The 24454-nt window shown below is 43.2% G+C and carries 24 protein-coding genes and 1 pseudogene; 11 read left to right on the top strand and 14 right to left on the bottom strand.

The window, feature by feature from the left end; all coding sequences use genetic code 11:
* The first annotated feature begins 1 nt into the window (after position 1).
* The 4 genes from L0992_23970 (at position 2) to L0992_23955 (ending at position 4010) form a co-directional block, all read left to right on the top strand.
* Positions 2 to 1687, top strand: a complete 1686-nt coding sequence (locus tag L0992_23970) for a hypothetical protein (protein ID XGB69433.1) — start codon at positions 2 to 4, stop codon at positions 1685 to 1687.
* Between the two features lie 9 nt (positions 1688 to 1696).
* Positions 1697 to 2338, top strand: a complete 642-nt coding sequence (gene pgmB / locus L0992_23965) for a beta-phosphoglucomutase (GenBank protein XGB69432.1) — start codon at positions 1697 to 1699, stop codon at positions 2336 to 2338.
* A 69-nt stretch (positions 2339 to 2407) separates the two neighbouring features.
* Positions 2408 to 3511 (top strand): hypothetical protein, encoded by a 1104-nt coding sequence (locus L0992_23960; protein ID XGB69431.1) that lies wholly within the window; start codon positions 2408 to 2410, stop codon positions 3509 to 3511.
* Positions 3512 to 3749: 238 nt separating this feature from the next.
* A complete protein-coding gene (locus L0992_23955; protein ID XGB69430.1) occupies positions 3750 to 4010 on the top strand; it encodes a tyrosine-type recombinase/integrase in 261 nt (86 codons plus the stop codon).
* A gap of 102 nt (positions 4011 to 4112) precedes the next feature.
* Here L0992_23955 and tdh (L0992_23950) read toward each other — a convergent pair.
* The 4 genes and pseudogenes from tdh (L0992_23950) to L0992_23935 form a co-directional block, all read right to left on the bottom strand.
* Positions 4113 to 4247 (bottom strand): annotated as a pseudogene (tdh, locus tag L0992_23950) (L-threonine 3-dehydrogenase).
* 111 nt (positions 4248 to 4358) lie between these two features.
* Positions 4359 to 4793 carry an IS200/IS605 family transposase gene (gene tnpA, locus L0992_23945; protein XGB69429.1) on the bottom strand — a complete coding sequence of 145 codons (435 nt, stop codon included), beginning with the start codon at positions 4791 to 4793 and terminating at the stop codon, positions 4359 to 4361.
* Positions 4794 to 4989: 196 nt separating this feature from the next.
* Positions 4990 to 6021 (bottom strand): L-threonine 3-dehydrogenase, encoded by a 1032-nt coding sequence (tdh, locus tag L0992_23940; GenBank protein XGB69428.1) that lies wholly within the window; start codon positions 6019 to 6021, stop codon positions 4990 to 4992.
* A 110-nt stretch (positions 6022 to 6131) separates the two neighbouring features.
* Complete coding sequence (locus L0992_23935; protein ID XGB69427.1) at positions 6132 to 7325, bottom strand: glycine C-acetyltransferase; 1194 nt, start codon at positions 7323 to 7325, stop codon at positions 6132 to 6134.
* Positions 7326 to 7703: 378 nt separating this feature from the next.
* Here L0992_23935 and L0992_23930 point away from each other — a divergent pair, with 378 nt between their 5' ends.
* Complete coding sequence (locus L0992_23930; GenBank protein ID XGB69426.1) at positions 7704 to 8411, top strand: EAL domain-containing protein; 708 nt, start codon at positions 7704 to 7706, stop codon at positions 8409 to 8411.
* A gap of 39 nt (positions 8412 to 8450) precedes the next feature.
* On the opposite strand, the gene L0992_23925 is transcribed toward L0992_23930, so the two are convergent.
* On the bottom strand, positions 8451 to 9263 hold the full coding sequence (locus L0992_23925) for a helix-turn-helix domain-containing protein (GenBank protein XGB69425.1): 813 nt from the start codon (positions 9261 to 9263) through the stop codon (positions 8451 to 8453).
* Between the two features lie 174 nt (positions 9264 to 9437).
* On the opposite strand from L0992_23925, the gene L0992_23920 reads away from it, so the two are divergent.
* Together L0992_23920 and L0992_23915 are read left to right on the top strand one after the other, a co-directional pair.
* Complete coding sequence (locus L0992_23920) at positions 9438 to 10370, top strand: LysR family transcriptional regulator (protein ID XGB69424.1); 933 nt, start codon at positions 9438 to 9440, stop codon at positions 10368 to 10370.
* A complete protein-coding gene (locus L0992_23915; GenBank protein XGB69423.1) occupies positions 10370 to 10753 on the top strand; it encodes a VOC family protein in 384 nt (127 codons plus the stop codon). Before L0992_23920 ends, L0992_23915 begins: the two co-directional genes overlap by 1 nt.
* 89 nt (positions 10754 to 10842) lie before the next feature.
* Here L0992_23915 and L0992_23910 read toward each other — a convergent pair whose 3' ends face one another.
* The 4 genes from L0992_23910 to L0992_23895 form a co-directional block, all read right to left on the bottom strand.
* Complete coding sequence (locus L0992_23910; protein XGB69422.1) at positions 10843 to 12378, bottom strand: PepSY domain-containing protein; 1536 nt, start codon at positions 12376 to 12378, stop codon at positions 10843 to 10845.
* Positions 12379 to 12482: 104 nt separating this feature from the next.
* A complete protein-coding gene (locus tag L0992_23905; protein ID XGB69421.1) occupies positions 12483 to 12839 on the bottom strand; it encodes a hypothetical protein in 357 nt (118 codons plus the stop codon).
* Positions 12840 to 13119: 280 nt separating this feature from the next.
* Positions 13120 to 13515, bottom strand: coding sequence for a cytochrome b562 (locus L0992_23900; GenBank protein ID XGB69420.1), 396 nt, complete (start codon positions 13513 to 13515; stop codon positions 13120 to 13122).
* Positions 13516 to 13659: 144 nt separating this feature from the next.
* Positions 13660 to 14406 carry a phosphatase gene (locus tag L0992_23895; protein ID XGB69419.1) on the bottom strand — a complete coding sequence of 249 codons (747 nt, stop codon included), beginning with the start codon at positions 14404 to 14406 and terminating at the stop codon, positions 13660 to 13662.
* A gap of 286 nt (positions 14407 to 14692) precedes the next feature.
* Between L0992_23895 and L0992_23890 the strand changes: the two genes are divergently transcribed.
* Positions 14693 to 17707 (top strand): HD domain-containing protein, encoded by a 3015-nt coding sequence (locus tag L0992_23890; GenBank protein XGB69418.1) that lies wholly within the window; start codon positions 14693 to 14695, stop codon positions 17705 to 17707.
* 65 nt (positions 17708 to 17772) lie between these two features.
* On the opposite strand, the gene L0992_23885 is transcribed toward L0992_23890, so the two are convergent.
* On the bottom strand, positions 17773 to 18783 hold the full coding sequence (locus L0992_23885; protein ID XGB69417.1) for a DMT family transporter: 1011 nt from the start codon (positions 18781 to 18783) through the stop codon (positions 17773 to 17775).
* 91 nt (positions 18784 to 18874) lie between these two features.
* On the opposite strand from L0992_23885, the gene L0992_23880 reads away from it, so the two are divergent.
* Together L0992_23880 and L0992_23875 are read left to right on the top strand one after the other, a co-directional pair.
* Entirely contained in the window at positions 18875 to 19801 is a 927-nt protein-coding gene (locus L0992_23880; protein XGB69416.1) for a LysR substrate-binding domain-containing protein, read from the top strand.
* Between the two features lie 72 nt (positions 19802 to 19873).
* Positions 19874 to 20194: a heavy metal-binding domain-containing protein gene (locus tag L0992_23875; GenBank protein ID XGB69415.1), complete on the top strand. Its 321-nt coding sequence runs from the start codon at positions 19874 to 19876 to the stop codon at positions 20192 to 20194.
* 151 nt (positions 20195 to 20345) lie between these two features.
* On the opposite strand, the gene L0992_23870 is transcribed toward L0992_23875, so the two are convergent.
* Entirely contained in the window at positions 20346 to 21602 is a 1257-nt protein-coding gene (locus L0992_23870) for a peptidoglycan DD-metalloendopeptidase family protein (GenBank protein ID XGB69414.1), read from the bottom strand.
* Positions 21603 to 21746: 144 nt separating this feature from the next.
* Entirely contained in the window at positions 21747 to 22586 is an 840-nt protein-coding gene (locus tag L0992_23865; GenBank protein ID XGB69413.1) for a hypothetical protein, read from the bottom strand.
* Between the two features lie 325 nt (positions 22587 to 22911).
* Between L0992_23865 and L0992_23860 the strand changes: the two genes are divergently transcribed.
* Positions 22912 to 23379, top strand: a complete 468-nt coding sequence (locus tag L0992_23860) for a cytochrome b/b6 domain-containing protein (GenBank protein ID XGB70423.1) — start codon at positions 22912 to 22914, stop codon at positions 23377 to 23379.
* Positions 23380 to 23484: 105 nt separating this feature from the next.
* On the opposite strand, the gene L0992_23855 is transcribed toward L0992_23860, so the two are convergent.
* Both L0992_23855 and L0992_23850 read right to left on the bottom strand, forming a co-directional pair.
* Complete coding sequence (locus L0992_23855; GenBank protein ID XGB69412.1) at positions 23485 to 23919, bottom strand: hypothetical protein; 435 nt, start codon at positions 23917 to 23919, stop codon at positions 23485 to 23487.
* Positions 23920 to 24035: 116 nt separating this feature from the next.
* A complete protein-coding gene (locus L0992_23850) occupies positions 24036 to 24302 on the bottom strand; it encodes a hypothetical protein (protein XGB69411.1) in 267 nt (88 codons plus the stop codon).
* Between the last annotated feature and the right edge of the window lie 152 nt (positions 24303 to 24454).

Genomic DNA, 24454 nt, shown 5'->3' with positions numbered 1-24454 from the left:
GATGAACTTAAAGTCTTCTCCCTTCTTTCTAAATAATGAAGATATCCAATGGGTTAGTGAAACGCTTGGAAATATGACACTTGAAGAAAAAATTGGTCACCTGTTTTGTCCAATTGGCTTCAGCTCTGATTATCAAGATTTGGACAATTTGATAAATAAATATAAGCCTGCAGGGATCATGTTTCGCCCTGGAACCACTGACGAAGTTCGTTCAGTACACACATACCTTCAGGAAATAAGCAGAATACCAATGCTCATTGCTGCTAACTTAGAAAGTGGTGGTAATGGAACAACAGTTGAAGGTACTGACTTTGCAAGTCAAATGCAGGTAGCTGCGACTGATGACCTACAGATGGCGAAAAACCTCGGCTATGTCGTGGCAAAGGAAGGGGCAGCCGCTGGATGTAACTGGGCATTTGCCCCAGTGATCGATCTCGATATTAATCCTCATAACCCGATTACTAATATCCGCACTTACGGTAATGATGTTAACCGAGTTGCAAAAATGGGTGCAGCTTACGTAAGTCAAGTTCAAAAATTAGGTTTGGCCACGTCAATTAAGCATTTCCCTGGAGATGGTGTCGACTATCGTGACCAGCACTTAGTCCTGTCTTCAAACACACTATCTCCACAGGAATGGGATGAAAGCTTCGGTTATGTGTACCAAAAAGCCATTGATGCGGGTGCGTTAACCGTCATGGCGGGTCATATCGCGATGCCTAAGTATTCAAAACAGCTCAACCCTGACTTATCTGACAATCAAATCATGCCAGCCTCATTATCGAAAGAACTGCTTAATGATCTGCTGCGCGACAAGTTGGGCTTCAATGGAATGGTGGTCTCAGATGCAACAAACATGGTTGGTTTTACCAGTGTAATGAAGCGTGAATATGCCGTGCCGTTAGCCATTGAAGCAGGGTGTGACCTGTTCTTGTTTAATAAAGATCTCGACGAAGATTATGGCTACATGCGCAAGGGGATTGAATCGGGCTTACTGTCTATGCAGCGAGTTGATGAAGCCATCATGCGCACATTGGCGACCAAAGCTTCACTGAAATTGCACATTAAGACGCCTAGACAATTACCAGAGAAAGAGGTCATTGGTTGTGAACTGCATAAGCAAATGGCGAAAGAATGTGCTGATTTAAGTATCACACTGGCAAAAGACCTTTCTACAACCCTACCACTCTCTCTGGAAAAACACCGTCGCATTTTATTAATCGCCTTAGGTGGTGAAGGTGACATGTTTGGTTTGCAAAAAGGAGCTGCTACTAACTTAAAGTCCAGATTAGAAAATGAAGGCTTTGATATCACTGTCTATGACACGTCGGAGTTTACTATGCGTGACATCATGCAACCTGTGTCATCGTTCACAGATCACTATGATTTGATTCTCTATGCAGCAGAATTAAAAACAGCTAGTAACCGCACGACATTACGAATTAACTGGGCTCGTCCAATGGGAATTAATGCTCCGTGGTTCTCGCAGGAGACTCCGACGATGTTTATCTCATTTGGTAGCCCTTACCACTTAATGGATGTTCCACGCATACCTACATTAATTAACGCTTACACCGCCAATGATTCAACGGTCGAAGCTGTGGTTAACAAAATTCTTGGCCGATCAGAGTTTAAGGGTATTAGCCCTGTCGACGTTCATGTTGGTCAATGGGATACGTATTTGTAGGGTGCGAAGATGGAATTAAATAATCGTATAAAAGCGTTAATTTTTGACCTTGATGGTGTATTAGTTGATACCGCTCATTTTCATTATTTAGCGTGGAAAGAGATTTGTTCGAAATACGGTATGGATCTTTCTTTGAATGACAATCTGCGACTGAAAGGTGTGAGTAGAACTGAGTCTTTAAATATTATTTTAAATATAAATAACAAGTCTATTTCTCAAGGTGAAAAACAACAAATATTAGTTGAAAAGAATCAATGTTATTTGAAATTAATTGAAACCTTGAACTCTAACGACCTTTTACCTGGAGCGTTAGAGCTACTGAAGTCAGGCAAAGAACATGGGTTAAAAATCGGACTTGGTTCAGCTAGTAAAAATGCTACAGCTATCCTTGAACGCACCAAAATCGTTGAATACTTCGATTATGTTGTCGATGGCAACATGGTTAAAAACTCCAAGCCTGCTCCTGAAGTGTTTAAACTATGTGCAAACAAACTAGCAATTGAACCTGAGTATTGCCTTGTTTTTGAAGACTCTATCGCGGGTGTTCAAGCGGCCAAAACAGCCAATATGTCTTCCGTTGGTGTTGGTTTTCCAGCCGATATTGTTGTGGCAGATAAACATGTAGATACCTTACTTAATATAAAAATATAACTCTATATCCAATACTAACTTAACTGTGACTTTTGGAATTTTAACTTAATTAATGATTGTGAGAAAAATATGAAAAATACAACTTCTTTATTAGCCTTGTCTGCTTTAGTTACTTCCTTTGGTTCATATTCTCAAGAGCAATGGATATCACACATATTAGATTACCCAATCTCTGATGAAATGGTTATTCCAAACTTTAGTGATTATGGTCGATGGATGTTTACTGTCGATACAGAAATATACTACCGTGATAATGATTGGATGGGTAATGAGATAGACAGTGTCTATGTTGATTTTAAACCACGACTACTTGGCTATTATGAAATCAATGATCAACTTAGAGTGACTGCAGACCTTTGGATGAAGTATAGCTCTACAACTGAAACATTCAGGCCCACAGGCGATGTAACTTCATCAAGCTCTGGTTACAGTGGCAATTGGGATCATGCTGTTATTGGCTTAGAGCATGAAACATTTGGGGGCATTAGCTATGGTGCTCATACGACAACTATGGCGATCACAGTCATGGATCGCCACAATCAGCTGGGACTAGTTGATCAGCAAACTAACCCTAAGCAGGGCAACAAATTCTTCTATACCAACACATTTGGCAGCGAAAATGATTTGTATGTTAGAGCAATGTATAAACCAAATAGTGGCGAAGAAGAGGATGAATGGGGTACTACGTTAGGACTGCAAAACATGATTGCTTATGCGTCGAATGCGGTTCCATTTGCGACATATGGTATTTACTTGGACGTGACAAATGAGCAATACATGTCGCAATCGGCTGACTTTGGAGGTGGCAACCTCCATAACACAAATAATGAGCCTGTGTATTCCCTAGCATCTTATTATGGTAATGGTAAGGGCACTTATGTTGCGGGTCACATTGCGTATAGTGATAACAATGGTATCGACTATGAAGATCAACCAATAGGCTTTAATGGAAATAATCCAAATGGGCAAGGGGTAAGCGCCGGTCTTCTTTTACAACATTCTTTTAGTAACGGATTGATTCCTACAGTTTCTGTTGGCTATGCTGAAGATGGTAATTGGGCTATTTTGGATCTTGGTTATCAAATAAATCGTAATGTTGAGTTGTTTGCTATTGCTAAGCTGAGCTCTGACGATGAAACTCAAAATGCGGTGGGAGTCAAGTTTTCAATGTAAAATACTTATACATCGCTAAGTATTGGGGAATGAGATGTTCCCCTAAAAATCAATAAGTTAAAATATTGGTGTGCAATATTTTCCGAATCGTCATGTTACCCCCAATTACATCACGTAATGGCAAGAAACCTACACCGACCGCAATCAAAGTAAAAATGAAGCTATCGAGACAATCAAAACCAGCGAGAAAGACCTGGTATATCTAGCCAAGCCACAAATTGAAGAGTTCATAGTTAACTTGAAAAATTGCAACGGAGTTATTACAGTCTCGATTCCACAGCTTATTGTAATCTCTAAGATTTGCTTGGCCACCGGAGCTCGTATAAGTGAAGCTCTAACTCTTACCCGTTCACAGATATCTGAATTCAAGCTGACTTACACCGAGACAAAAGGTAAGAGAAATCGAAGTGTGCCCATCTCACCTGCTTTATATCAAGAGATCTTAGATATCGCGGTGAGCAAACATGAAATTTTCAACACGACTTACAAGGATGCCTAGCGTTACATTAAAAAGGACTTTACCTAGCCACGTTCCGAGTGGACAAGCGACGCATGTTTTACGGCATACTCTCGCCTTTTGCTATTTAGAGCCTAATGTTATCTATTCCCAATCAAGAATAACCTTGCCAGAAAGCCTACTACGCATAACATTGAAGCCAGCTTGGAAATCATCAATTTTAAAGTGATGAGTAATGATTGGTGATAGGTCTAACCCTGACTGAATCAAACTAGCCACTATATCCGAAAAAATAACCAATAAATATCAACTGGTTAAATCATTTATTAGTAAATTACCACCTTCTAAAGAAGGTGGCTTTGTGTGAGCCCCCTAAAAGGGGGCCTTTGTTTAGTCCAACGCCAGTTGCTGCTGCTCCACGCGCTCTTTTTTCTCTTGATGTCTTACATAGCGTCGAATGATTTCTTCATTAACCCCTACGCTATCGACAAAATAGCCCCTTTGCCAAAAGTGGTTACCCCAGAGTTTGTTTCTCCTTAAATATGGAAATTTACTAAAGAGTTTTAAAGCTATTTTGCCTTTCAATACGCCCATCAACTTGGATATCGATAACTTAGGCGGAACTTTTACTACCAAGTGCACGTGGTCAACTTGAACGTTTAATTCAACGACTTCACATCCAAGTTGATTACAGTAAACGTTTATACATCGATAAACTTCTTTACCTACATTGTTTTTCAAAATCCTAAATCGATACTTTGGTGTCCAAACTATGTGATATTGACATCTCCAAAATACGTGGGAAGCTTGATTATATCTGCTCATGTTATTTGTCCTCTTTGACTTCGCTAAAAATCAAGGGAGCATTTAACATGGGTAGAACTACAGGCAAAGCCAAACTGAATGATAACCACCTACTGAAGTAGGTGGTTTAGGGCTGAAAATTAAAAATGGCTACAGAGTGGCGAAAAAAGGCAACAGTTTTACCTGTTGCCTTCTAATATTCAAAACCGGTAGTAACCTACTCCCAGTCTAAAATTACCTTACCTGACATACCAGAGCGCATCATGTCGAAGCCTGCTTGGAAGTCGTCCACTTTGTAGTGGTGAGTGATGATTGGTGTTAGATCTAGGCCAGACTGGATTAGTGAAGCCATTTTGTACCAAGTTTCGAACATCTCACGGCCGTAGATACCTTTGATAACCAAGCCTTTGAAGATTACTTGGTTCCAGTCTACTGCCATGTCTGATGGTGGAATACCTAGTAGAGAGATCTTACCGCCGTGGTTCATGTTAGTCAGCATGCTGTTGAACGCAGATGGGTTACCAGACATTTCTAGGCCTACATCGAAGCCTTCAGTCATGCCAAGATCAGACATTACGTCTTCTAGCTTCTCTTCCATCACGTTTACTGCGCGAGTCACACCCATTTTCTTAGCAAGATCTAGGCGGTATTCGTTTACATCAGTAATTACAACGTGACGAGCACCAACGTGCTTAGCAACAGCTGCAGCCATGATACCGATTGGACCAGCACCAGTGATTAGCACGTCTTCGCCTACTAGGTCGAAAGAAAGCGCTGTGTGTACTGCGTTACCGAACGGGTCAAAGATTGATGCTAGGTCATCAGAGATTTCTGCAGGGATCTTAAATGCGTTGAACGCAGGGATCACAAGGAACTCAGAGAATGCACCAGTGCGGTTAACACCAACACCTGTTGTGTTACGACAAAGGTGAGTACGGCCGCCACGACAGTTACGACAGTGACCACATGTGATGTGACCCTCGCCAGATACACGGTCGCCGATTTCAAAACCACGAACTTCTTGCCCGATGCCAACAACTTCACCCACGTATTCGTGACCTACTACCATAGGTACTGGAATTGTGTTTTGTGACCACTCATCCCAGTTGTAGATATGTACGTCTGTACCACAAATTGCGGTTTTCTTAATACGGATAAGAAGATCATTATGACCCATTTCAGGTTTTTCAACCTCGGTCATCCAAATGCCTTCTTCAGGCTTAAGCTTAGAAAGTGCTTTAATTTTCATAATGTTACCTAGTTCATCTCGCCTAACTGTAAGGCGAGAATCAAAAATCTATATGTTCTATTGGGTGTTGCTCTATCTAACAAAAGGATGCTCGTGGCACCCCTTTAAAATTAGATGATACCCATATCTTTACCAACTTGGATGAACGCATCGATTGCACGGTCTAGTTGCTCACGAGAGTGTGCAGCAGACATTTGCGTACGGATACGAGCTTGGCCTTTTGGTACTACTGGGAATGAGAAACCTACAACGTAGATGCCTTTCTCTAGAGCGCGCTCTGCGAATTCAGCCGCTACTTTTGCATCACCAAGCATGATTGGGATGATAGCGTGGTCAGCACCACCCATTGTGAAACCCGCTTCTTCCATGCGAGTACGGAAGTGAGCAGAGTTTTCCCATAGTTGGGTACGTAGGTCGCCAGATTCCGCTAGAAGATCTAAAACGCGGATAGACGCCGATACGATTGCAGGTGCAACAGAGTTAGAGAATAGGTATGGACGAGAACGCTGACGTAACCAGTCGATTACTTCTTTCTTACCAGACGTGTAACCGCCTGAAGCGCCACCCATTGCTTTACCAAGCGTACCCGTGATGATGTCGATACGGTCTACAACTTTGTGGAACTCGTGAGTACCCGCGCCGTTTTCGCCCATGAAACCTACTGCGTGAGAATCATCAACCATTACTAGTGCACCGTACTTATCAGCAAGGTCACAAATAGCAGGAAGGTTAGCCACTACGCCGTCCATAGAGAACACGCCGTCGGTTACGATAAGTGTGTGACGAGCGCCAGCTTCTTTAGCTGCGATAAGTTGTTGCTCTAGCTCTTCCATGTTGTTGTTCGCGTAGCGGAAGCGCATTGCTTTACACAGACGAACACCATCGATGATAGATGCGTGGTTTAGAGCATCAGAAATGATTGCGTCTTCCTTGCCTAGAATCGTTTCGAATAGGCCAGCGTTCGCATCAAAACAAGATGTGTATAGGATTGTGTCTTCTTTACCAAGGAACGTAGATAGCTTTTGCTCTAGTTCTTTGTGAGAGTCTTGAGTACCACAGATGAAACGTACTGAAGCCATACCAAAACCGTGTTGATCCATACCGCCTTTAGCAGCTTCGATCAGATCAGGGTGGTTAGCAAGGCCTAAGTAGTTGTTTGCACAGAAGTTTAATACTTCTTCACCAGTCGAGATAGAAACCGCTGCTTTTTGAGCAGAAGTGATAATGCGCTCAGACTTGTAAAGACCTTCTTCTTTAACTTCTTCGATTTGAGTTTGAATCTGTTGGTAAAATGCAGAAGACATTGTTCATTCCTTCCTAATTATTATTCAGCAGCATCACGCGCCGCTTTATGTAGGGATATAAACGATCTCAAAACGATCATTTACACTGTAAAACTAATGCCTATATTCTAGTTGAACATCCGCATTCCGATTATCCCTTTAGTTGGAAAAACATTAGTGAACCTGAGGCACGAATAATAGTTCATCCCAGTGACACAGGGCACATAAACGCGTCTTACCTGTTCTTTTTTGCGTCAAATCGCCCTCCACTTCGGTCTAATTTCGCTTTCATATCAAATATCGATTTTTCACCTCAAAACGATATAGTGGTTAATTACCGTTTCTCTCAGAATGTGCGGCCGTTACACAGATGCCCAAGATAAGATGAGAAACAAGCCCATGACACTATCCGATCACATCATTCAAGAAGCCTTCGAAAACGACTGGTACACCTGCTTTTATCAGCCAAAGGTTGAGCCGAGTATCGAGAAAGTGACTGGGGTTGAAGCACTGTTTCGCCTAGATATCCCAGAGGAAGGCATTTTCTCTCCAGGTGTGTTTATCGACCGTGCATTTGCATTAGGTTATGAAGAAGAGATCTTCTTTAGTGTGCTTGAGCAATCTCTCACTGAGATGAAGTCACTCTCTGTTCACCTCAACTTGGCAGTGAATATCAGCAAGAAAGTATTAGCGAACCCAGATAACGTTGAGAAAGTTCGTGAGCTGCTGTGGAATGCATCTTTCAAAGCGGAGCAACTGACTTTTGAGCTAAGTGAAAATGATCAGCTGGACGAAAAATTGTGTGAACAGATTCAGCGTTTTAAATCTCTGGGCATAAAAATCTCTATCGATGATTTTGGCATTGGTCATTCAGACATGAATAAGGTGAAGAGCCTCAATGTCGACGAAGTAAAATTTGACAAGTCGATTGTGAATAGCGCTGAACCAGCACGCTCTGAGTTGGTTAAACAAACATTAGCGTACTGCAAAGAATCTGGCATTGAGACTGTGGCGGAGGCGTTGAAGATTCAGATACACATCAACGAATCCACCAGCTTGGTTTTGATCAATACCAAGGCTTCTTATATTCGAAACCCCTGCCCTTAACAGATCTTAGATTGGTTATGTAGAACACATTAACTGGCTCTAACTTAATACAAATTCGACGCTTTTTTTCTTCTGCTTAAGGTCGTGGTAACGGATGTACTTGAAGTAGATATCGTGTTTATTTTGGATGTTCTGAGAAAAGGGATTTTTCACTATCTTCTTTATGTCTGCCTTGAAGAACGGCATGCCGAGCTTACTCATATAAGGTTCTAGATAGAGGTCATACAGGAACTGACTCATAGCAGGATCAAGAGTAGGAAAGCGAAATTCAGTACCCGATAAATTGTCCGCCATGTAATCGAATATCTTACGACGAATAACAATACTAACGGCACCAACACTGCAAAGCATCTTACTTAATCCGTCATACACCACATGTCCAATAATGACGCCTTCAAAAAGAAAGCACAGCACCTGCATATCTTCTTTTATCACACCCAGATGTTTAGAAACCTCAATAAAATCTTTGCCATAGGTTTTTTGATGCATGATTTGAATGGATTTGAGCCTTTTCGCTGGCAGTGTCCCCATGCTGTATGACTCAACGCTCGTCACCTCATAGTCATAACCCATATCAACACTAAATGGACGCTCTGCATTCTTAGTAGCGGCTTTCACTTGCACCATTTCTTCAACGGAGAAATCGTAATCGACCTGAAAGAAGCTCGCGATACCCAGACGACGCACAAAACTCGGCAATGTTTTTGCCCTTTCCCACTGGCTCACCATTACCTGATTCACACCTGAAAATGCTCGATGAGAATGGGACAATAACTCTGCGAATTCTTCCTGAGAAATAGATGCAGCTTCGCGAAGTCGTTTTAACTCTTCTGAGAAATTCTCTTTATTCATCGGTCACTTACCTAGCTTTTTTTAACAGTGTAGTTCACTTATCTCAGTTATTACATGGTACTTGCCACATAAGCAAAACACGCGACTTAATTAATGAAATTGATTCACAAATTACACGTAATCACTCACAATTGCTATTACGTTCATCGTTGAAACTTGTTTAACTGGATACTTATGATTAATCCTAAGCTCATTGCTCTCCTTCCTGATCTCGCCTCGTTCATTTTAGTGGTAAATGAAGGGAGCTTTACCGCGGCAGCAAAACAGTTAGGGGTGACACCCTCAGCGTTGAGTAAACTAATCACTCGCTTAGAAAAAGCGCTCTCAGTGAAGCTGTTTGAACGTACAACTCGTACATTGATTATCACGCAAGCCGGCCAACTGGTTTACGACCAAAGCGTAGTCATGATCAATGCGGCGCAGCAAGCGGTTGAACTGTCTACCTCTGATCACACTGAACCTGCGGGCTCTATAACGGTAGCGGCACCAGAAGCCTTCTTGAACTCGGTTCTACAGCCTTTCGTTGTTCCATTTTTAAATCAGTATCCAAAGATTCAACTCAAGTTAAGGGCTGCTGATGGCGACATCGACATATTGCGCCAAGGCATCGACATTGCCTTTCGCCTTACCGATAAGCCCGACGAGAGCTTGGTTTTGAAAGAGCTTGGAAAGACAAACCTCGTGTTATGTGCAAGCCCTGACTATCTGAAAGCCAAAGGGGTTCCTAGCCACCCTACCGACCTTTCGGAACATGACTGTTTATACCTTGCAGAGACAGACAAAGACCACATTTGGGATTTCTTGAAAGACGATGAATTCCACACTGTATCCGTCAGTGGCCGTTACGCAGTGAACCACTCTCAGATGCGACTCAAAGGTGTGAAAGAAGGCCTTGGCGTAGGTATTTTCCACGACTTTGTTATTCAAGATGCATTGACTGAAGGCTCTGTGGTGCAAGTATTAGAAGATTGGACGATTAAGAGTAATTACCACGGCGCTATCGCTATGCAGTTCGCTCAAACCAAGTACATGCCCGCACGATTACGTGTATTCATTGATTACGCGATGGAGCACTTAGGTGACAAGTTGGCAGGAGAAATAAACTGATGCTGAAAGGAATACACCACGCCGCCATTATTTGCTCAGACTACCAAGCCTCAAAACGCTTTTACACTGAGATTTTAAAGCTGGAAATTATTGCAGAGAATTACCGCGAAACACGCCAGTCGTACAAGCTCGACTTAGCACTACCTAATGGCGCTCAAATAGAGTTATTTAGCTTCCCTAATGCACCTGAAAGACCAAGCTTTCCAGAAGCTCAAGGGCTGAGACATTTAGCCTTTTGTGTTGATGACGTTCAACAAGTTAAAAGCTATTTGGAAGGACAAAGAATCGAAGTCGAACCGATTCGAGTGGATGAGTTTACGGGGAAATCATTTACGTTTTTCGCAGACCCAGACGGCCTGCCGCTCGAGCTTTATCAATTCTAGTGCAGTCTAAAGTCTTCCTCACAGAAGAAGCACTTGCCTGATTAATAAAACGGACCTTCTCAAGTCGAGAAAGTCCGTTTGTGTATCAATTAACTCAATGCCGTCTTGAATTTCTCAACACGTGAGAACAGCAGCCGATCCAATAGCATGGCTGTCACAATCGTTGCTCCCGCAAGTGGAAACAGTACTGAAATAACCACAACGCTTACCAAGCCGGCTTTCCATAAGCCTGCATCACCAAACTTAGGTGGTGCTCCAAGCTTGCGTTGGCCGGAAGGTCTGCGCATCCACCACATAACACCGCCAGTCACCGATACAACAATGAACGCAAAACAGAACAGAGCGTTTAGAAGTTTGTTGATGATGCTGATGTCACCTTGGTGTAGAGAAATACCGACCGCCAGTGTCTTGGCGATAAAGTTGTAATCCTGCCAGGTCACCTCACCCAGAATACGACCTGAGTATTGGTCTAGGTGCGTGGTACGATCCTGAGTTGGGTCGATGATATCACCGCCCATAGTATTCGCTGTCACTGTGTAAACACCCGTTTCTGAGCGTGGGAAGTTCACCTTGTATTGCGTGAAGCCGAGAGAACGGGCTTTTTCGATGACTTCATCAATACCAAAGCTGCTTGCTGCCATCACATGTTGAGAGTGATCTTCCCCCGTCTTGGAATGATCATGAGGTTCAGGCGCCTCTTCCACATGATGTACATGTTCTGCAGGCTTATCCTGAGACAACGGAAGTGGTGTTTGTTCTAAGTTCCACGGAAGTTCTTCTTCCGAGCCATGGTTAAGCGATGCATGTGTCTTATCAGACAGCGGGATATCATCCCACATTTGAGCAGGGAAAGTGCTCCATGCTTGAACTAACTTACCGCCCCAGAAACCTGTCCATGATAACCCCGATAGAATAAACAACAGAAGAATGAATGACAGTGTTCCACCGATGTTCGCATGCAAATCACGCATTAAAACACGCGTTCCTGAACCAAATCTAAGCTTCAGAAAACCAGCGCGGCTCGCGTTGTCTCGAGGAAGCCATAAATAGATTCCACTCACTAACAGTAGAATCGACAAGCTGATTGCAACCTCAATCAGGTAATCACCCCAATCGCCAATCAGTAATGTTCCGTGAATATCATTCGCGAGCTGGTAAAGGCTATCGCTGCGCGGGATTTCTCCTACCACTTCGCCCGTGTATTGATTCACCGTGGCGAAAGCGGACGTCCCATCTTCAAGTGCTACCGAAAAACGGTTGGCCAGATCAGGCGCTTTACTCGGTACAAATTGTGTCACCGAATCTTGTGGGTATTGATTTTGTACGGCAGATAATTGTTGTGACACCTTGATAGGTTCGCCCGATGCAACAATCTCAATCGCATCGTGATGGAAAGCGAGTTCGATTACATCATCAAACAGCATCACCAAGCCTGTAATGCTTAGCATTAACATAAACGGGATAACGAATAGCCCAGCATAGAAGTGCCAGCGCCATGTGAGGAAGTAGAGAGTTTTATTGCGGTTTTTTCTTTTTATATTGCTTTTCGAACCGGTTGTTGCACTGCTTTTAGGTTGCGAAGTCGCTTGTGCTTTCGCAAGGGTTTGAGATTCATTTCTCAACATTATAATTTCCTTTGACACACGCAAATGTACCTTCTGAAAAATCAGAAAGTCACTAAGGCATGTTTAACTTTACTTAATACTTGTTTTTTAATTATTTTAATGGGTTAGGTATAAGCAGCAACAAAGGGAGGGCCGCGCGGGGCTTGCCTCGTGTAGCGTTCGCTTAGAGCCAAAAAAGCGTAGCTGTCTGAGACAATAGAACTCAGTCGAGTTGTCAGTAGTGTAGTTGGAAGTTCATCTTGGTGAAATGTGGAAAAATGACTAAACGGACACGGCTTACCTTTGTGAGTATTCGGTTCGCCTTCTTCAATTTGAACCAGTTCAAAGCCGTTGACCGTACACAACGACGCCCACACTCCCGCACTGTTACCATGAGCATTGATAACAGGCATTAATGTTACTAAAGCCCAACTTAACGCTGTAGCAAGTAACATGGAGAGGTTGAACGAGGTTCGGCGCATTATTCCAAATCTTTATAAATTTCCCTTATTATGAGGCACTTGCTATATAGGTAAACGTAAAGATTAACATCAGGTTAAAAAATTGAAGCTAACGCACACTCTATTTGGTTAAAAACTGGTTACAACAGAAGCGCTAATAAAATATCACGCACCTCAGTGCATCAAACTGATTAGAAAAAAGACAATAAAAAGCGCCGCTTATATTTTCCTAAAAAAGGAAATATAAGCGGCGCTTTAAAAGTTAAACTTTGTTATCTGGTCACTCTAGTGAACAAGCGAATTAACCGAAGATCTTGCTCCAAATGCTTGGGTTACGCTTCTCGTGGTACTCTTCGCGAAGACCATCAATCGTGCGCAGTTCTTGCTGCGCAGCTTCAAAGTCACCTTGGTCTAGCTTCTGTTCAATGCTATCAATTGAAGCACTGATTTTTTTGAAGCCTTCCATGAAGTTGTCTTCTTTTTCTACTGGGTAAACACCCGTTTTCAGCTCTGCCACTAACGTATCTAAGCGAACGATAGGTTTCTGCATCTCTTCGATGTTTTGAGCTTCTGCCGCTTGTTTAAACGCAAGCTTCATTTCTTGCATGTTTTTCTTAAGGTCAACATTAGCAAATGCGTTGCCAGACATTACTGCAGCAGCGATTAAGCCAGATAAAAGGATTGAGCGAGTTTTCATTGTTTCTCCAAGTGAAACTGTGACTTTGAAGATAGCGCCATCATGATTGTGGCACTTCGACTTTATTATTTTCGGCTAGTGTATACAAAAATCTGACAGGCACAAAAATTGATTGTGTCGAAATGCAAACCCACCGACATTCTCTTAAGCAAGAACTGAGTATTCTGGGATTTCATTACGACCGCGCAACGCCAAAAATGACAGGAATTGCTTTGGCGAGTGGGTAATAACCTTACTCGAATCCACGCCCACCTCATCAAGCAGTGAAGACACTAGATCCAGCCCGCCCACATCTTGGCAGAAATGCGCATCACTCCCGGTAGTAATGAACGCCCCTTTCGCTTTCGCAATTCTTGCGATCTCGAAACAGCGGTCGACACTACCCACTCGGCTATTGCCTTTAAGTGTGGTGTTGTTGATTTCGATTGCGACGTTATGTTGGACTGCGCATTCAATCACAGCTTCGAAATCGAAATCAAAATTTGGGTTACCTAAGTGGCCAAGTGCATCGATTCGACCGCCCTTAATCACATTCAACAACGCTTCTGTATGAGTTGCGACATCCGATGGACGAAATACTGGCTCGTGGAAGCTGGCAATCACCCAATCTAGGTTCTTATCCACACTCGGATGAATATCGATTTCACCCTGTGTGTTCATAATATTTGATTCCACGCCGCGGATAATCGCAACGTCTTCGATAAAGCGAGGAAGCACACGCTGATTACTGAAGAACCAATAGTGTGGCGCGCCCGGCATCGACTCTGAATGGTCAGTAGTGCAAAACATGTCTAAGCCATTTTGTTTTGCCGACTTGGCATTCTCGATAAGCGTGCTGTAAGCATGACCACTTGCGTATGTGTGGGTATGAGTATCTACTTTGAGTTCCATGAAACAATGCCCTCTAGCTTGGTCTCTAAACGTTTTTCAAAAAGGTATCCCTGAACCGCTTTCTGAAAAGGAGTGCCTCGTGGCAACAATTTAATCAGTTTATCAGTTGAAAGTGACAATTAGCACCAAAACGTGAGGCTTTATTGTTACTCGTTTGCTTTGCACGATAGAACGGATAGACCGCCTCTCCTGCACGTATTCCATGCAAACCCGGTAATTGAGCCAATTTTTTGCAACCTACTCAAGTTCGTCAATACTTAAACCAATTCACAAGTTGGAGTGTTTGATGAGACGAAGACGATATCCGCTGAGTATCCACATCACTAGCCTTTTCTTAATTTTGACAACCTTTGTCGGTGCGGTATTGATATCAATAAGCTATCGGCATTCTCAAGAGTTGTTGTTAGGCACAGTTCGCGAGGTCAGTAATGAACATCGCGATAAGTTGGAATCGGTATTTAAACAAGCCATTGCCCCTGTCATCACAACCTTAAACGTAATGGCAGTCAGCCCGTTTGTCGCTCAACAAACCTCTTCGGTTGAAAAAGAGTCTTGGTTAGCTTCGGTCGATATCATCTTCAAACAAAATACTAACTTGGTCGCACTGTTCTACGGCTCCGAGGATGGCGAATTTAGAATTTTTCGCCCATTAAGCACCAACAAACAACGAGCCGACAACAATGCACCGGCCAAAACGACCATGATGGTCAGCAGTACCAATCTAGATGGCGAAAACTTCATTACCTTTTTAGATGGTGCGCACCAAGTGATCAGCACCATGCAAGCCAAGAGCAAGTTTAATCCAACCACTCGACCTTGGTTTCGTAACGCCAAGCCAGACGGCTCAATACAACTCTCTGAGCCCTATCTGTTCTATTTCCTGCAAACCAACGGTATTACGCTTTCTAGGCGCTCGGCAGATGGCAAGCATGTGGTAGGTGCCGACTTCACCTTAAAATCACTCTCGTCTCAAATCAGTGAACTCGCTTATTCTCCACAAACTCGACTGGCACTGTTCGATCAACACTTTAATCTTCTCGGTCAGCATCAACTTTATTTATCGGTATCTAACTTAAAACTACGTCCTGAAAGTAAAGACAGCAATGATGGTCAAGGCGTAGGAAAAGTGTCGGGAAGTGAACAAGACCAAAGTTTTTTTAACGTGCCAAAACGAGAACAAATAGAGGCGTTAAAGTCCTCCGTTTTAGGGCCGCTAATCTCAGATGAAGAGAAGTTTAATCTCAACCTGAAAAACGTTGAGTACAACCTAAACACATGGGCATTAACCTTAACGCCTGTAGAACTGACACAGAATGTGACTCTCTACCTAGCTGAAGCAACACCGCACAATGAACTGCTTTCTGATCTTATCTCAATGCGTGACAAGCAAGTAGCCGTTGCGATTGGAATGTTGTTCATCTGTTTCGGTATCGTGTGGTTGGTTGCCAATCGCTTATCTAAACCGCTCAATACCTTGATGCAACTGACGGATAACATCGCTCGGTTTGATTTCAGACGCACCCATTATCCCAAGAGTATGATCAAAGAAGTAGCTAACCTCGCCCACTCTATCGAGCTAATGGAGCACACGCTTCATGATCTGATAGCACTACTTCGGGACACCGCGGGTAATCAGGAGTTCTCGATTTTAGCTAAGAACATTGCGCATCAAAGCTACTTGATCACCAAAGCAGAAACCATCGTGCTGTTTACCCAATCTGAAGAAAAGGATGTGTTTGATACGGCAGCCAACCTAGCGATTTTACCTTTCAAAGCCGACATCAATGACTTCATCAAGCATACACCGTGGTTGCTGTGTCAGCTTAAATCTGGAGAGACGATCCACCTTAATCGAGAAGATAACGTTCTTAACTATTATCAGGATTCTATCTTCAATTCAGACCTGTATCTGTTCCCGTTATTAAACCGTGAAAAGCTGTTGGTGGGCATTGTGGCGATTGGCTATGAAAGACCGATTACCAAGATGCAGGCAGACAAACACGCCTTTTTACGCGAGCTGCTGAGCTTTGCCGAAATCGCTAAAGACAACATCGACCAAATGCAGCAACAAAAAGACATGCTCAACGCGTTTATTGAGTTGATAGCCTCTGCGATAGATACCAAGTCGCCATACACTGGCGGACATTGCCAACGAGTGCCTGAACTCACCAAATGGCTGACTCAAGCAACCATTGATGATGACCGTTACTACCCTCAGTTTTCACTCGATAGTAAGCAATGGGAAGAGTTGATGTTAGCTGCGTGGCTGCACGATTGTGGCAAGGTCACCACACCAGAATATGTGGTAGATAAAGCGACCAAATTAGAAACGATTTATGACCGAATCCACGAAGTTCGCATGCGATTTGAGTTGCTAAAACAACAAGCGGAGACCGACTACTGGAAAGCGATGGCGAACGGTGGACTTCAAGAAGAACAACTTAAAATACTCGAACAAAGCCTGTCTGAGCTGGATGAAGAGTTTGCCTTCGTTGCACAGTGCAACCTCGGTGGCGAATCGATGACAGAAGAGCAACTCGAACGCTTGGATCAAATCGCTAAACGTCAATGGAAGCGCACACTGGACGACCAACTCGGATTATCTTGGTCTGAAAAAGAGAGATTCCGTACACAACAAGACACGACAGAGAAAGGTCAAACTAAGCCAGAAAATACAGAACAGACTTTGCCAATCATGGAGCCTCTACTTGCTGACAAACCCGAGCACAAAATACCTTGGGACAATGGCTTTAACCCTGCAGATTTGTGGCAAGAAGCGTTTGTGCTCAAGCCGGGAGAGGTCAAATACAATCAAGGTGAACTGCACAATTTGAAAGTACGTCGTGGCACGTTAAACGATGAAGAACGCTTTATGATCAACGACCATATTATTCAAACCTTCACCATGCTGAACAAACTCCCTTACCCTTCTTACCTCAAGAACATCCCAGATATCGCGAGCGGGCATCACGAACGCATTGATGGTAAAGGCTACCCAAGAGGCTTGAACGAAGACCAACTGCCTCTGCCGTCTAGAGCGATGGCGATTGCTGATGTGTTTGAAGCGCTCACGTCCAGTGATCGCCCATACAAAAAAGGCAAGCTGCTCAGTGAATCACTCAACATCATGACCGACATGGCCACCAGCGGTCATATCGATCCAAAACTGTATCTACTGTTCTTAGAAAACAAAATCTATGACAAATACGCTGAGCGATTCCTTGAAGCTAACCAACGCTGTGAGATTGATCAGAACCAGCACATTGAACGAGTGAAAGAGTACATACGCTCTTTATTCTAGATTTTAGGCTTAAGGTTCTATGTTCTTTGTTCTTTGTTCTAGTTTTTAGGTCATAAGCTCAACGTTTAGCTTTTCGCGGCAGAATCCAACGCTGTAGCGTTCGCTACCGTCATTGCAGCTCGCGGTGCCTGCTTGGCTTTCGCTCTGCTGTGTCTTTTGGCCAATAACGTATTGCTAATGCTCGCAACCACAATGAGGTTAATGCCAATCATCTGTTGAGTAGAAAACACGTCATCAAAGAACAAGCCCTGCCATAATGCGCTAAACAGCATGTTAGTAAAAATTAACGGAGCCAATTGAGATCCACTGTCTGCCAACTTGTATGCTTTCGAACGGAAGATCTGCGTATTGATGGTGAATAGCGCCAACCCAAGTGCACCCAACCCTATCCAACGTAAGTCATCAAAAGACAACAACGCCGATAAGCTGCCTGTGCTTTCAATTACCTCAGGAGCCTCTGATATTGAAGTAAACACAACCATAGGAATCACAATGATTGCCGCAACTAAAAACGTCCACGCGTTTAACTCTGCTGGTGAAAGGCTTGTCTTGGATGCTCGATATAAGCTGACTTGTGAGCCTGAGTTAAACATGCCTGCCAATAAGCCCAGCAACAGGGCCGGTCTAAAGAACTCTGAGCCAAATTCAAACTGCGACCAATCCCCTGCCATCAGCACTACGCCAACAAAGGTTATCGCCAAACAAACAATGGTCGTTGTATGAATCTTAGTTCCGAATATTAATTTTTCTAACAACGGAATAAACAAAGGCCCTGTACTGAATAACACCACGCCTTCAACTAAAGTTAAGGTTTGCAATGACGTGAGAAAACACCACTGACATGCCACCATAAAGATTGCACGCATCACCAAAGGCTTCCACATATCTCCCGATGGTTTGGTCACTTTGTAAAACATCAAGAATAAGAATAAAAACAGACTGGGTAGGAAAAAGCGCACAAAACTCAACAACGAAATGGGCATCGCTTCAGATAGATACTTAGCCATTAAGCCACTTAAAGACAAACTGAACGTCGACAACAACATGAAAGTCGTTGCCTTGGTAATATCAGACATAATTATCACCTCCTATGACACCCATTGTAGAGGCGTGACGTGATGAAAAATAGCGAGTAATATTAACTATAACTGTAAGGAAAACTTACCAATGAAGAAACTCGTTCCTCTTAAATCCGTTTATGCTTTCATTGCTGTAGCTGAAACTGGCAGCATGACCGATGCCGCTCGGGTGTTGTACGTCAGTCACTCTGCGGTAAGCCAAGCTATCAAGTCACTGGAGCAACTGGTCAACAAGCCATTGTTTCAACGTGTAGGTCGCCGTGTTGTGCTTAATGCTGCAGGTAAGCGATATTATCGAAAGGTCGCTCCCGCGCTCGAACAAGTAATCGAAGCCACAGAAGAATTGGCAAAAACGCCTAACGATCATCGCATCACTCTCAACATGGTGAACTCACTCGCAATGCACTGGTGGATTCCCCGTGTCCCCGATTTCCAAGCTTTTGCACCCTCACTCGACATTCGTATTTCCACCTTGACCGGCCCTTTTGATATCGAGCAGGAAGGCGTCGATATTGCCCTTGTGCACGGCAAACCGAATGAATGGGATCAGTATTACAGCGAAAAGCTCGGCGATGATGATCTGGTTTTAGTCTGCAGCCCTGCACTATTGAAAAACCAAATGGGATTAAGCGTTGAACAACTCGTGAAACAAAACCCAACCATTGGTGTCTTTAACCCTAGGCGAAAGCATGACTGGCAAGTGTGGTGCGACCATTACCAAATCCCTATGCCCATCTTCCACAGTAACTTGACATTCGATGTTTCGATTCAAGCTGTGCAAGGAGCAATTCGGTCACTTGGTGTATTGGTCACTCACCGCTTGTTTGTGAAAGATGACATTAGCCACGGCATGCTGGTAGAGCTAGGCGATCCAGTGGCTAACCCACACCAAGATTTCTATTTTGTTTGCCCAAAAAACAAATTAAAACAAGAAAGTGTGCTAAAACTGAGAACATGGTTGAGACATGAATTCACACGCTCAGAGACAAAACTCAGCGGTGGTATGCAAGAATAAAAATGTTCCACCCAACAATACAACTAGTAATAAATAAGCTAATAACAAAGCATCTAACATACAGAGGCCATTATGATTATTACCACTACACAATCTGTCGAAGGTAAACGCATTGTCGACTACAAAGGGGTTATTGCAGGAGAAGCTATCTTAGGGGTGAACGTATTCAAGGATATGTTTTCTGGTATTCGTGATTTTGTTGGTGGACGTTCTGGCACCTACGAAAAGGAACTCGAGAAAGCACGCAACTATGCATTCAAAGAGTTAGAGCAGAAAGCCATTGAAGCCGGAGCAAACGCCGTCGTGGGTGTCGACATCGATTATGAAGTGCTTGGCACAGGTAACGGCATGCTAATGGTGTCTGCAAGCGGTACTGCGGTGGTTGTTGCTTAATTGATTATTGGTTGATTCTGAGTCCAGCTAACCACCAAGCCTTGCGGTCTGGAAACCAATAATGTGATTCTCTATAAAAAAACGCCCCTTAGCTAAATCGCTAGCTAAGGGGCGTGATTGTATGCGTTGGCCAAGTTAGATTTGAATATATCTAGCTCGCCCGTTCAACTGGCGTAGAAAGCATGGCATCAAAAGAGGCCATTCGAGCCAAAAACTCTTTCCTATCTTTAGGCATAATCGAGCTTGCCATCGGTAAGTTAGCCTTCATCGCATCGACCGCTCGACCACGAACCAAGACTTCAAAGTGCAAATGAGGACCTGTAATACGGCCAGTTGCACCCGATAACGCGATTTTCTGACCTCGCTTAATTTGCTGACCTTTCTTAACGAGGAAGCGGCTCAAGTGAAGATAACGTGTCGTGTATACGCTGTTATGTTCAATCACCAAATATTTCCCGGCATAAGGGTGGTCACGAAGCGCTACAACACGGCCATCACCGGTTGAGTATACAGGGGCGCCCACAGGCGTCGCAAAGTCAGTACCATTGTGTGGCGAGATTCGCCCTGTCACTGGGTGTCTTCGTTTAGGGTTAAACGATGAGGTAATTCTTCGGAATTTTCTGTCTACAGGGTATCTATCGAACGCTTGCTCTAGGCTATTACCCTCTCGGTCATAGAAGAGGCCATCAGGTGCCAAAAACGCCGCCACTTCTCGGTTTCTCAATTGAATAGAGATGCCTTGAATTTCTGTTTTTCCCGTTAAGTGATCGTTCGTGTACTGCTCTTTAACCAGTACATTGAAGTTATCACCTGCTCTTAGCTCACGAGCAAAGTTAACTTTATCTTTCAACGTGCGAGTAATATTAGCTATCTGAGCAGTGGTAAGTCCTGCTTTGTATGCAGATGTTGAAAAGCTACCATGGACACTGCCCGCATAGAGTTTTTCCTTCCATTCACCTGGTATCTCGTGGAACTGATAGCTGAAGCTTCCATCATCATTTCGGGAAAAAGCAGCTTGCTCAACCAGGCTTTCGTGGAAAACCAACTCTACGAGCTGTTTGGACTCACCATCGACAAGTAACTCTAAGTGGTCACCAGGTTTTATCGTATCGAGCTTCAAAGATTCAAGATCCGCTTCCATGATCTTATGAACCGTTTCATAAGGCAGATTCCATGACTCGAATATATTACTGAGGGTATCCCCGACCTTCACAAAGTAGTGAATTTTGATCATTGGATTCGAATTGGTTTGTGGGGGTGCCTGTTCCTCAGCGTCCGTGTGCAGTTCTTGATAAGGCGTGACTTTTATTACAATTTCTTTTTCTGGTTCAGGATGAAAAGAGAGTAAAGCAGCAAGTGAAAATGCACTGATAGCAACAACAATCAGGCTAATACGGAGGTACTTCATAAATACTTAACGGTTATAACAAGGAACTTATAAGGTGTTATAACATAACAATCAGCTCAAAAAAACAAACGAAATGTAAGAAACCGTTCCGTATAAAGCATAAAAATATGGTGGGCTTAAGAAACCCACCACGTCACCAAACGTTTATTCTTCGCGAAGCGCCTCAAAACGCTCTAGGCCACGTAACATCTCAAAGTCAGGTTCATCGGCCAATAGCTCTCGCATTGAACCACTGGCTTCGACAGAGCGCTCTAAGTCGTCTATCGCCTGACCTTCAGCACCTAGCCTTGCATAAGCACAAGCTCGTTGATACAAAGCGTGGGCGTTCTGATCATCCACTTCTAACACACGGTTACATAAGCTCATCGCCCAGTGGTATTCCTGCATGTCCATGGCCGCATCGGCTTTGTATGTAAGTGCTTCCAAATCACCCGGACGAACTTTTAAAATCTCATCGTAGATTTCAATTTTTTGCTCTGCGGTTTGAGCATTTTGAGCTCTCAACCACAAGTTGTGGATCTCATTGATGATTTCAATTTCTCGGTTGTTCTCTGAAATGATTCTAGTCTTACGTTTAAGGTCCCTCTCTAGAACATTAAACTTCTTCTCATAATCTTGGGCAATGTCGTTGAGTCGTCGATCTGCCATCTCTTTAGTAGTGTGTTTCAACTCTTTGAGTGATTGCCAGCCCACCAGCGCGATAAGAGAGGCCACACCAGCAATGATGTAGAAGAAATACGTCACGGTAACATTGGCGTAGTTCAGCGATTTGTCCGCTACAGCCAATTCACGATCTGTCATCTGAATGGTAAGACGCCTTTCAAGATCCTGCTGTTCCATTCGCAGTTGCTTCAACTCATCCAAGATATAGCGTTCCATCAGCGGTCTATCCAAATACTCCTGTTCAGAGTATTTATCCTCTTCGCTTGCAAAACTCATCGAGCTGAACACCGAGATAACTGCAATCAATAAGATTCGAAGCATTATACATTCCTTATATATTTACTTTTAAAACTAACTGTATCTCGTAATAGGCATACAAGCTAGGAAGTCGACAAGTTTGCTTTGTCCGTATTGGAATTAACACTCTAAAACATCATTGATAATTATAAAACACCTGAAGCAACATCATTAATTTCTAAATTATAAAAATACCGAGTAATACTGTTCTATATAATTAATTCGCGATGCGAATATAGCGAAATTTGATTTATTGCATCGAGTTGAATCTTATATTAATAACGATCAGAGCGAGGTTAATTTGAATAATCCACGATACGATTTGGTAAGCCGTGTACTGCACTGGGTAATGGCTTCCGTCATCATCTATGCAACCGTTGCAGGGTATGTGATGCACTATGTCACCAGTAATCCTGAGCTGTTTTCTTTTCTGTCGATACTCAATATGTCATTGGCGACGATTGCAACGCCATTGCTCGTGGTCCGTTATATCTGGAGTCACTTTCGGTCTTCGCCAGCTATGCCTATCTCAATACCCGAAGGACAGAAATGCATTGCTAAGCTTGCACACTCTTTGATGTACTTAGTCATGTTCATGGTGTTCAGTACCGGTTATTTGATGCTAAAAGAGCCTTATTCGTTATTTTGGCTAACCACCGTCGATAATCTAATAACCGATCCTGCAATCAACGGTTTCTTTTTCTATTTACACCGTGCCAGTTGTATTGCCCTAGCCTGTTTAATTGTGCTGCATATTAGCGCAGCCCTTAAGCACCACTTTATCTCTAAGAACTATGTATTAAAGATGATGCTCTAGCTTTGAAACCCTCTCATTAAAGCTTAATTCTTAACGCTCGAGTTTCCTACACACAAAAAAAAGCCACAGCATGGTTGTTGCTATGGCTTTCTTCTTTCAATTTGATTACTTGCTGTGAGTATCTATCATCACTTGCCAATATTCGCATTTGGCTAAGAACTCTTTTAAATAAAGCTCTGGGTTAGCAAGCTTCTCACCACCTTTCACATCAGCGCCAGTCACTCGCCAAAAGCCACGAGTCACAAGATTTCTGTGGTAGATAAAATCGTTAAGTTCGTTTGTTTTTAACGGAAGCTGCTCACCAAAGGTTTGTTCATATAAGCTCAACGTAGAGGCTTGCTCACTTGGTTTCTCTCTTAGAAAGGTATCTAAGTCCAAATCCAGTGACTGCTGTGCTTCTTTCGGTAACGCTTTAGCCAATTTAGAGATAACACTGAACAGAGCCAACTCAACTTTTTGAGACGCTAATAACGATGCACCTAAGAGCGCATGCTCATTGGAAATGTGTTGCTCTGTTGATGAAACGGTTGCTGTTGTCACTGTGTTAACCTCAAATAATCATAACGGGTGTTACTGAACTGGATAGAGTCTTTTCACTAAGCTGAATCTTATTCTTGTCATTAAGAAGAATCTTGCGGCTAAGCAGAATCTTTCAACTAAGCAGAATCTTTTAGTAGAACGCGGTCAGCATCAATAATGGTGAAGCCTGATGCGTCTTCATTCTTTTCGACTTGTACTAAACCTTTAAAACCAATTTGCGACAGTTTCTTCGCAAGCTGATTTGGTGCGGTTTCGAACACAACGTTCATAAAAGGCAAAGACTCAGCATCAACAAAACCATGCTCGTTAAACAGCTCCATTGCTTGAGATAAATGGTCTGAGTCGGTTAATTCAATAATTTCTACAACTTCTTCCAACAACATTTTCGATTCCATATTCGCCAGAAAGTGACTGACACAAGCCGGTTCTTCTTGCTTGCATACATCCCGATGCCCGTAGACACCCCTTTAGTAGTAGGGAGATCATAACATATTAATGATCGTAAAATATGTTTTATTTTCCCTAAGCTACTGGG

The organism is Vibrio pomeroyi (assembly GCA_041879425.1).
In the GTDB taxonomy this organism is placed as follows: Bacteria; Pseudomonadota; Gammaproteobacteria; order Enterobacterales; family Vibrionaceae; genus Vibrio; species Vibrio pomeroyi_A.
The sequence above is the reverse complement of the archived record's forward strand: the minus strand, read 5'-3'. Positions and strand labels throughout refer to the sequence as shown.

What these genes read in the sequence shown, in the direction of transcription:
- L0992_23970 (XGB69433.1), top strand. Translation starts at nt 2, where the DNA reads ATGAACTTAAAGTCTTCTCCCTTCTTTCTAAATAATGAAGATATCCAA.
- pgmB (XGB69432.1), top strand. Translation starts at nt 1,697, where the DNA reads ATGGAATTAAATAATCGTATAAAAGCGTTAATTTTTGACCTTGATGGT.
- L0992_23960 (XGB69431.1), top strand. Translation starts at nt 2,408, where the DNA reads ATGAAAAATACAACTTCTTTATTAGCCTTGTCTGCTTTAGTTACTTCC.
- tnpA (XGB69429.1), bottom strand. Translation starts at nt 4,793, where the DNA reads ATGAGCAGATATAATCAAGCTTCCCACGTATTTTGGAGATGTCAATAT.
- tdh (XGB69428.1), bottom strand. Translation starts at nt 6,021, where the DNA reads ATGAAAATTAAAGCACTTTCTAAGCTTAAGCCTGAAGAAGGCATTTGG.
- L0992_23935 (XGB69427.1), bottom strand. Translation starts at nt 7,325, where the DNA reads ATGTCTTCTGCATTTTACCAACAGATTCAAACTCAAATCGAAGAAGTT.
- L0992_23930 (XGB69426.1), top strand. Translation starts at nt 7,704, where the DNA reads ATGACACTATCCGATCACATCATTCAAGAAGCCTTCGAAAACGACTGG.
- L0992_23925 (XGB69425.1), bottom strand. Translation starts at nt 9,263, where the DNA reads ATGAATAAAGAGAATTTCTCAGAAGAGTTAAAACGACTTCGCGAAGCT.
- L0992_23920 (XGB69424.1), top strand. Translation starts at nt 9,438, where the DNA reads ATGATTAATCCTAAGCTCATTGCTCTCCTTCCTGATCTCGCCTCGTTC.
- L0992_23915 (XGB69423.1), top strand. Translation starts at nt 10,370, where the DNA reads ATGCTGAAAGGAATACACCACGCCGCCATTATTTGCTCAGACTACCAA.
- L0992_23910 (XGB69422.1), bottom strand. Translation starts at nt 12,378, where the DNA reads ATGTTGAGAAATGAATCTCAAACCCTTGCGAAAGCACAAGCGACTTCG.
- L0992_23905 (XGB69421.1), bottom strand. Translation starts at nt 12,839, where the DNA reads ATGCGCCGAACCTCGTTCAACCTCTCCATGTTACTTGCTACAGCGTTA.
- L0992_23900 (XGB69420.1), bottom strand. Translation starts at nt 13,515, where the DNA reads ATGAAAACTCGCTCAATCCTTTTATCTGGCTTAATCGCTGCTGCAGTA.
- L0992_23895 (XGB69419.1), bottom strand. Translation starts at nt 14,406, where the DNA reads ATGGAACTCAAAGTAGATACTCATACCCACACATACGCAAGTGGTCAT.
- L0992_23890 (XGB69418.1), top strand. Translation starts at nt 14,693, where the DNA reads ATGAGACGAAGACGATATCCGCTGAGTATCCACATCACTAGCCTTTTC.
- L0992_23885 (XGB69417.1), bottom strand. Translation starts at nt 18,783, where the DNA reads ATGTCTGATATTACCAAGGCAACGACTTTCATGTTGTTGTCGACGTTC.
- L0992_23880 (XGB69416.1), top strand. Translation starts at nt 18,875, where the DNA reads ATGAAGAAACTCGTTCCTCTTAAATCCGTTTATGCTTTCATTGCTGTA.
- L0992_23875 (XGB69415.1), top strand. Translation starts at nt 19,874, where the DNA reads ATGATTATTACCACTACACAATCTGTCGAAGGTAAACGCATTGTCGAC.
- L0992_23870 (XGB69414.1), bottom strand. Translation starts at nt 21,602, where the DNA reads ATGAAGTACCTCCGTATTAGCCTGATTGTTGTTGCTATCAGTGCATTT.
- L0992_23865 (XGB69413.1), bottom strand. Translation starts at nt 22,586, where the DNA reads ATGCTTCGAATCTTATTGATTGCAGTTATCTCGGTGTTCAGCTCGATG.
- L0992_23860 (XGB70423.1), top strand. Translation starts at nt 22,912, where the DNA reads ATGGCTTCCGTCATCATCTATGCAACCGTTGCAGGGTATGTGATGCAC.
- L0992_23850 (XGB69411.1), bottom strand. Translation starts at nt 24,302, where the DNA reads ATGTTGTTGGAAGAAGTTGTAGAAATTATTGAATTAACCGACTCAGAC.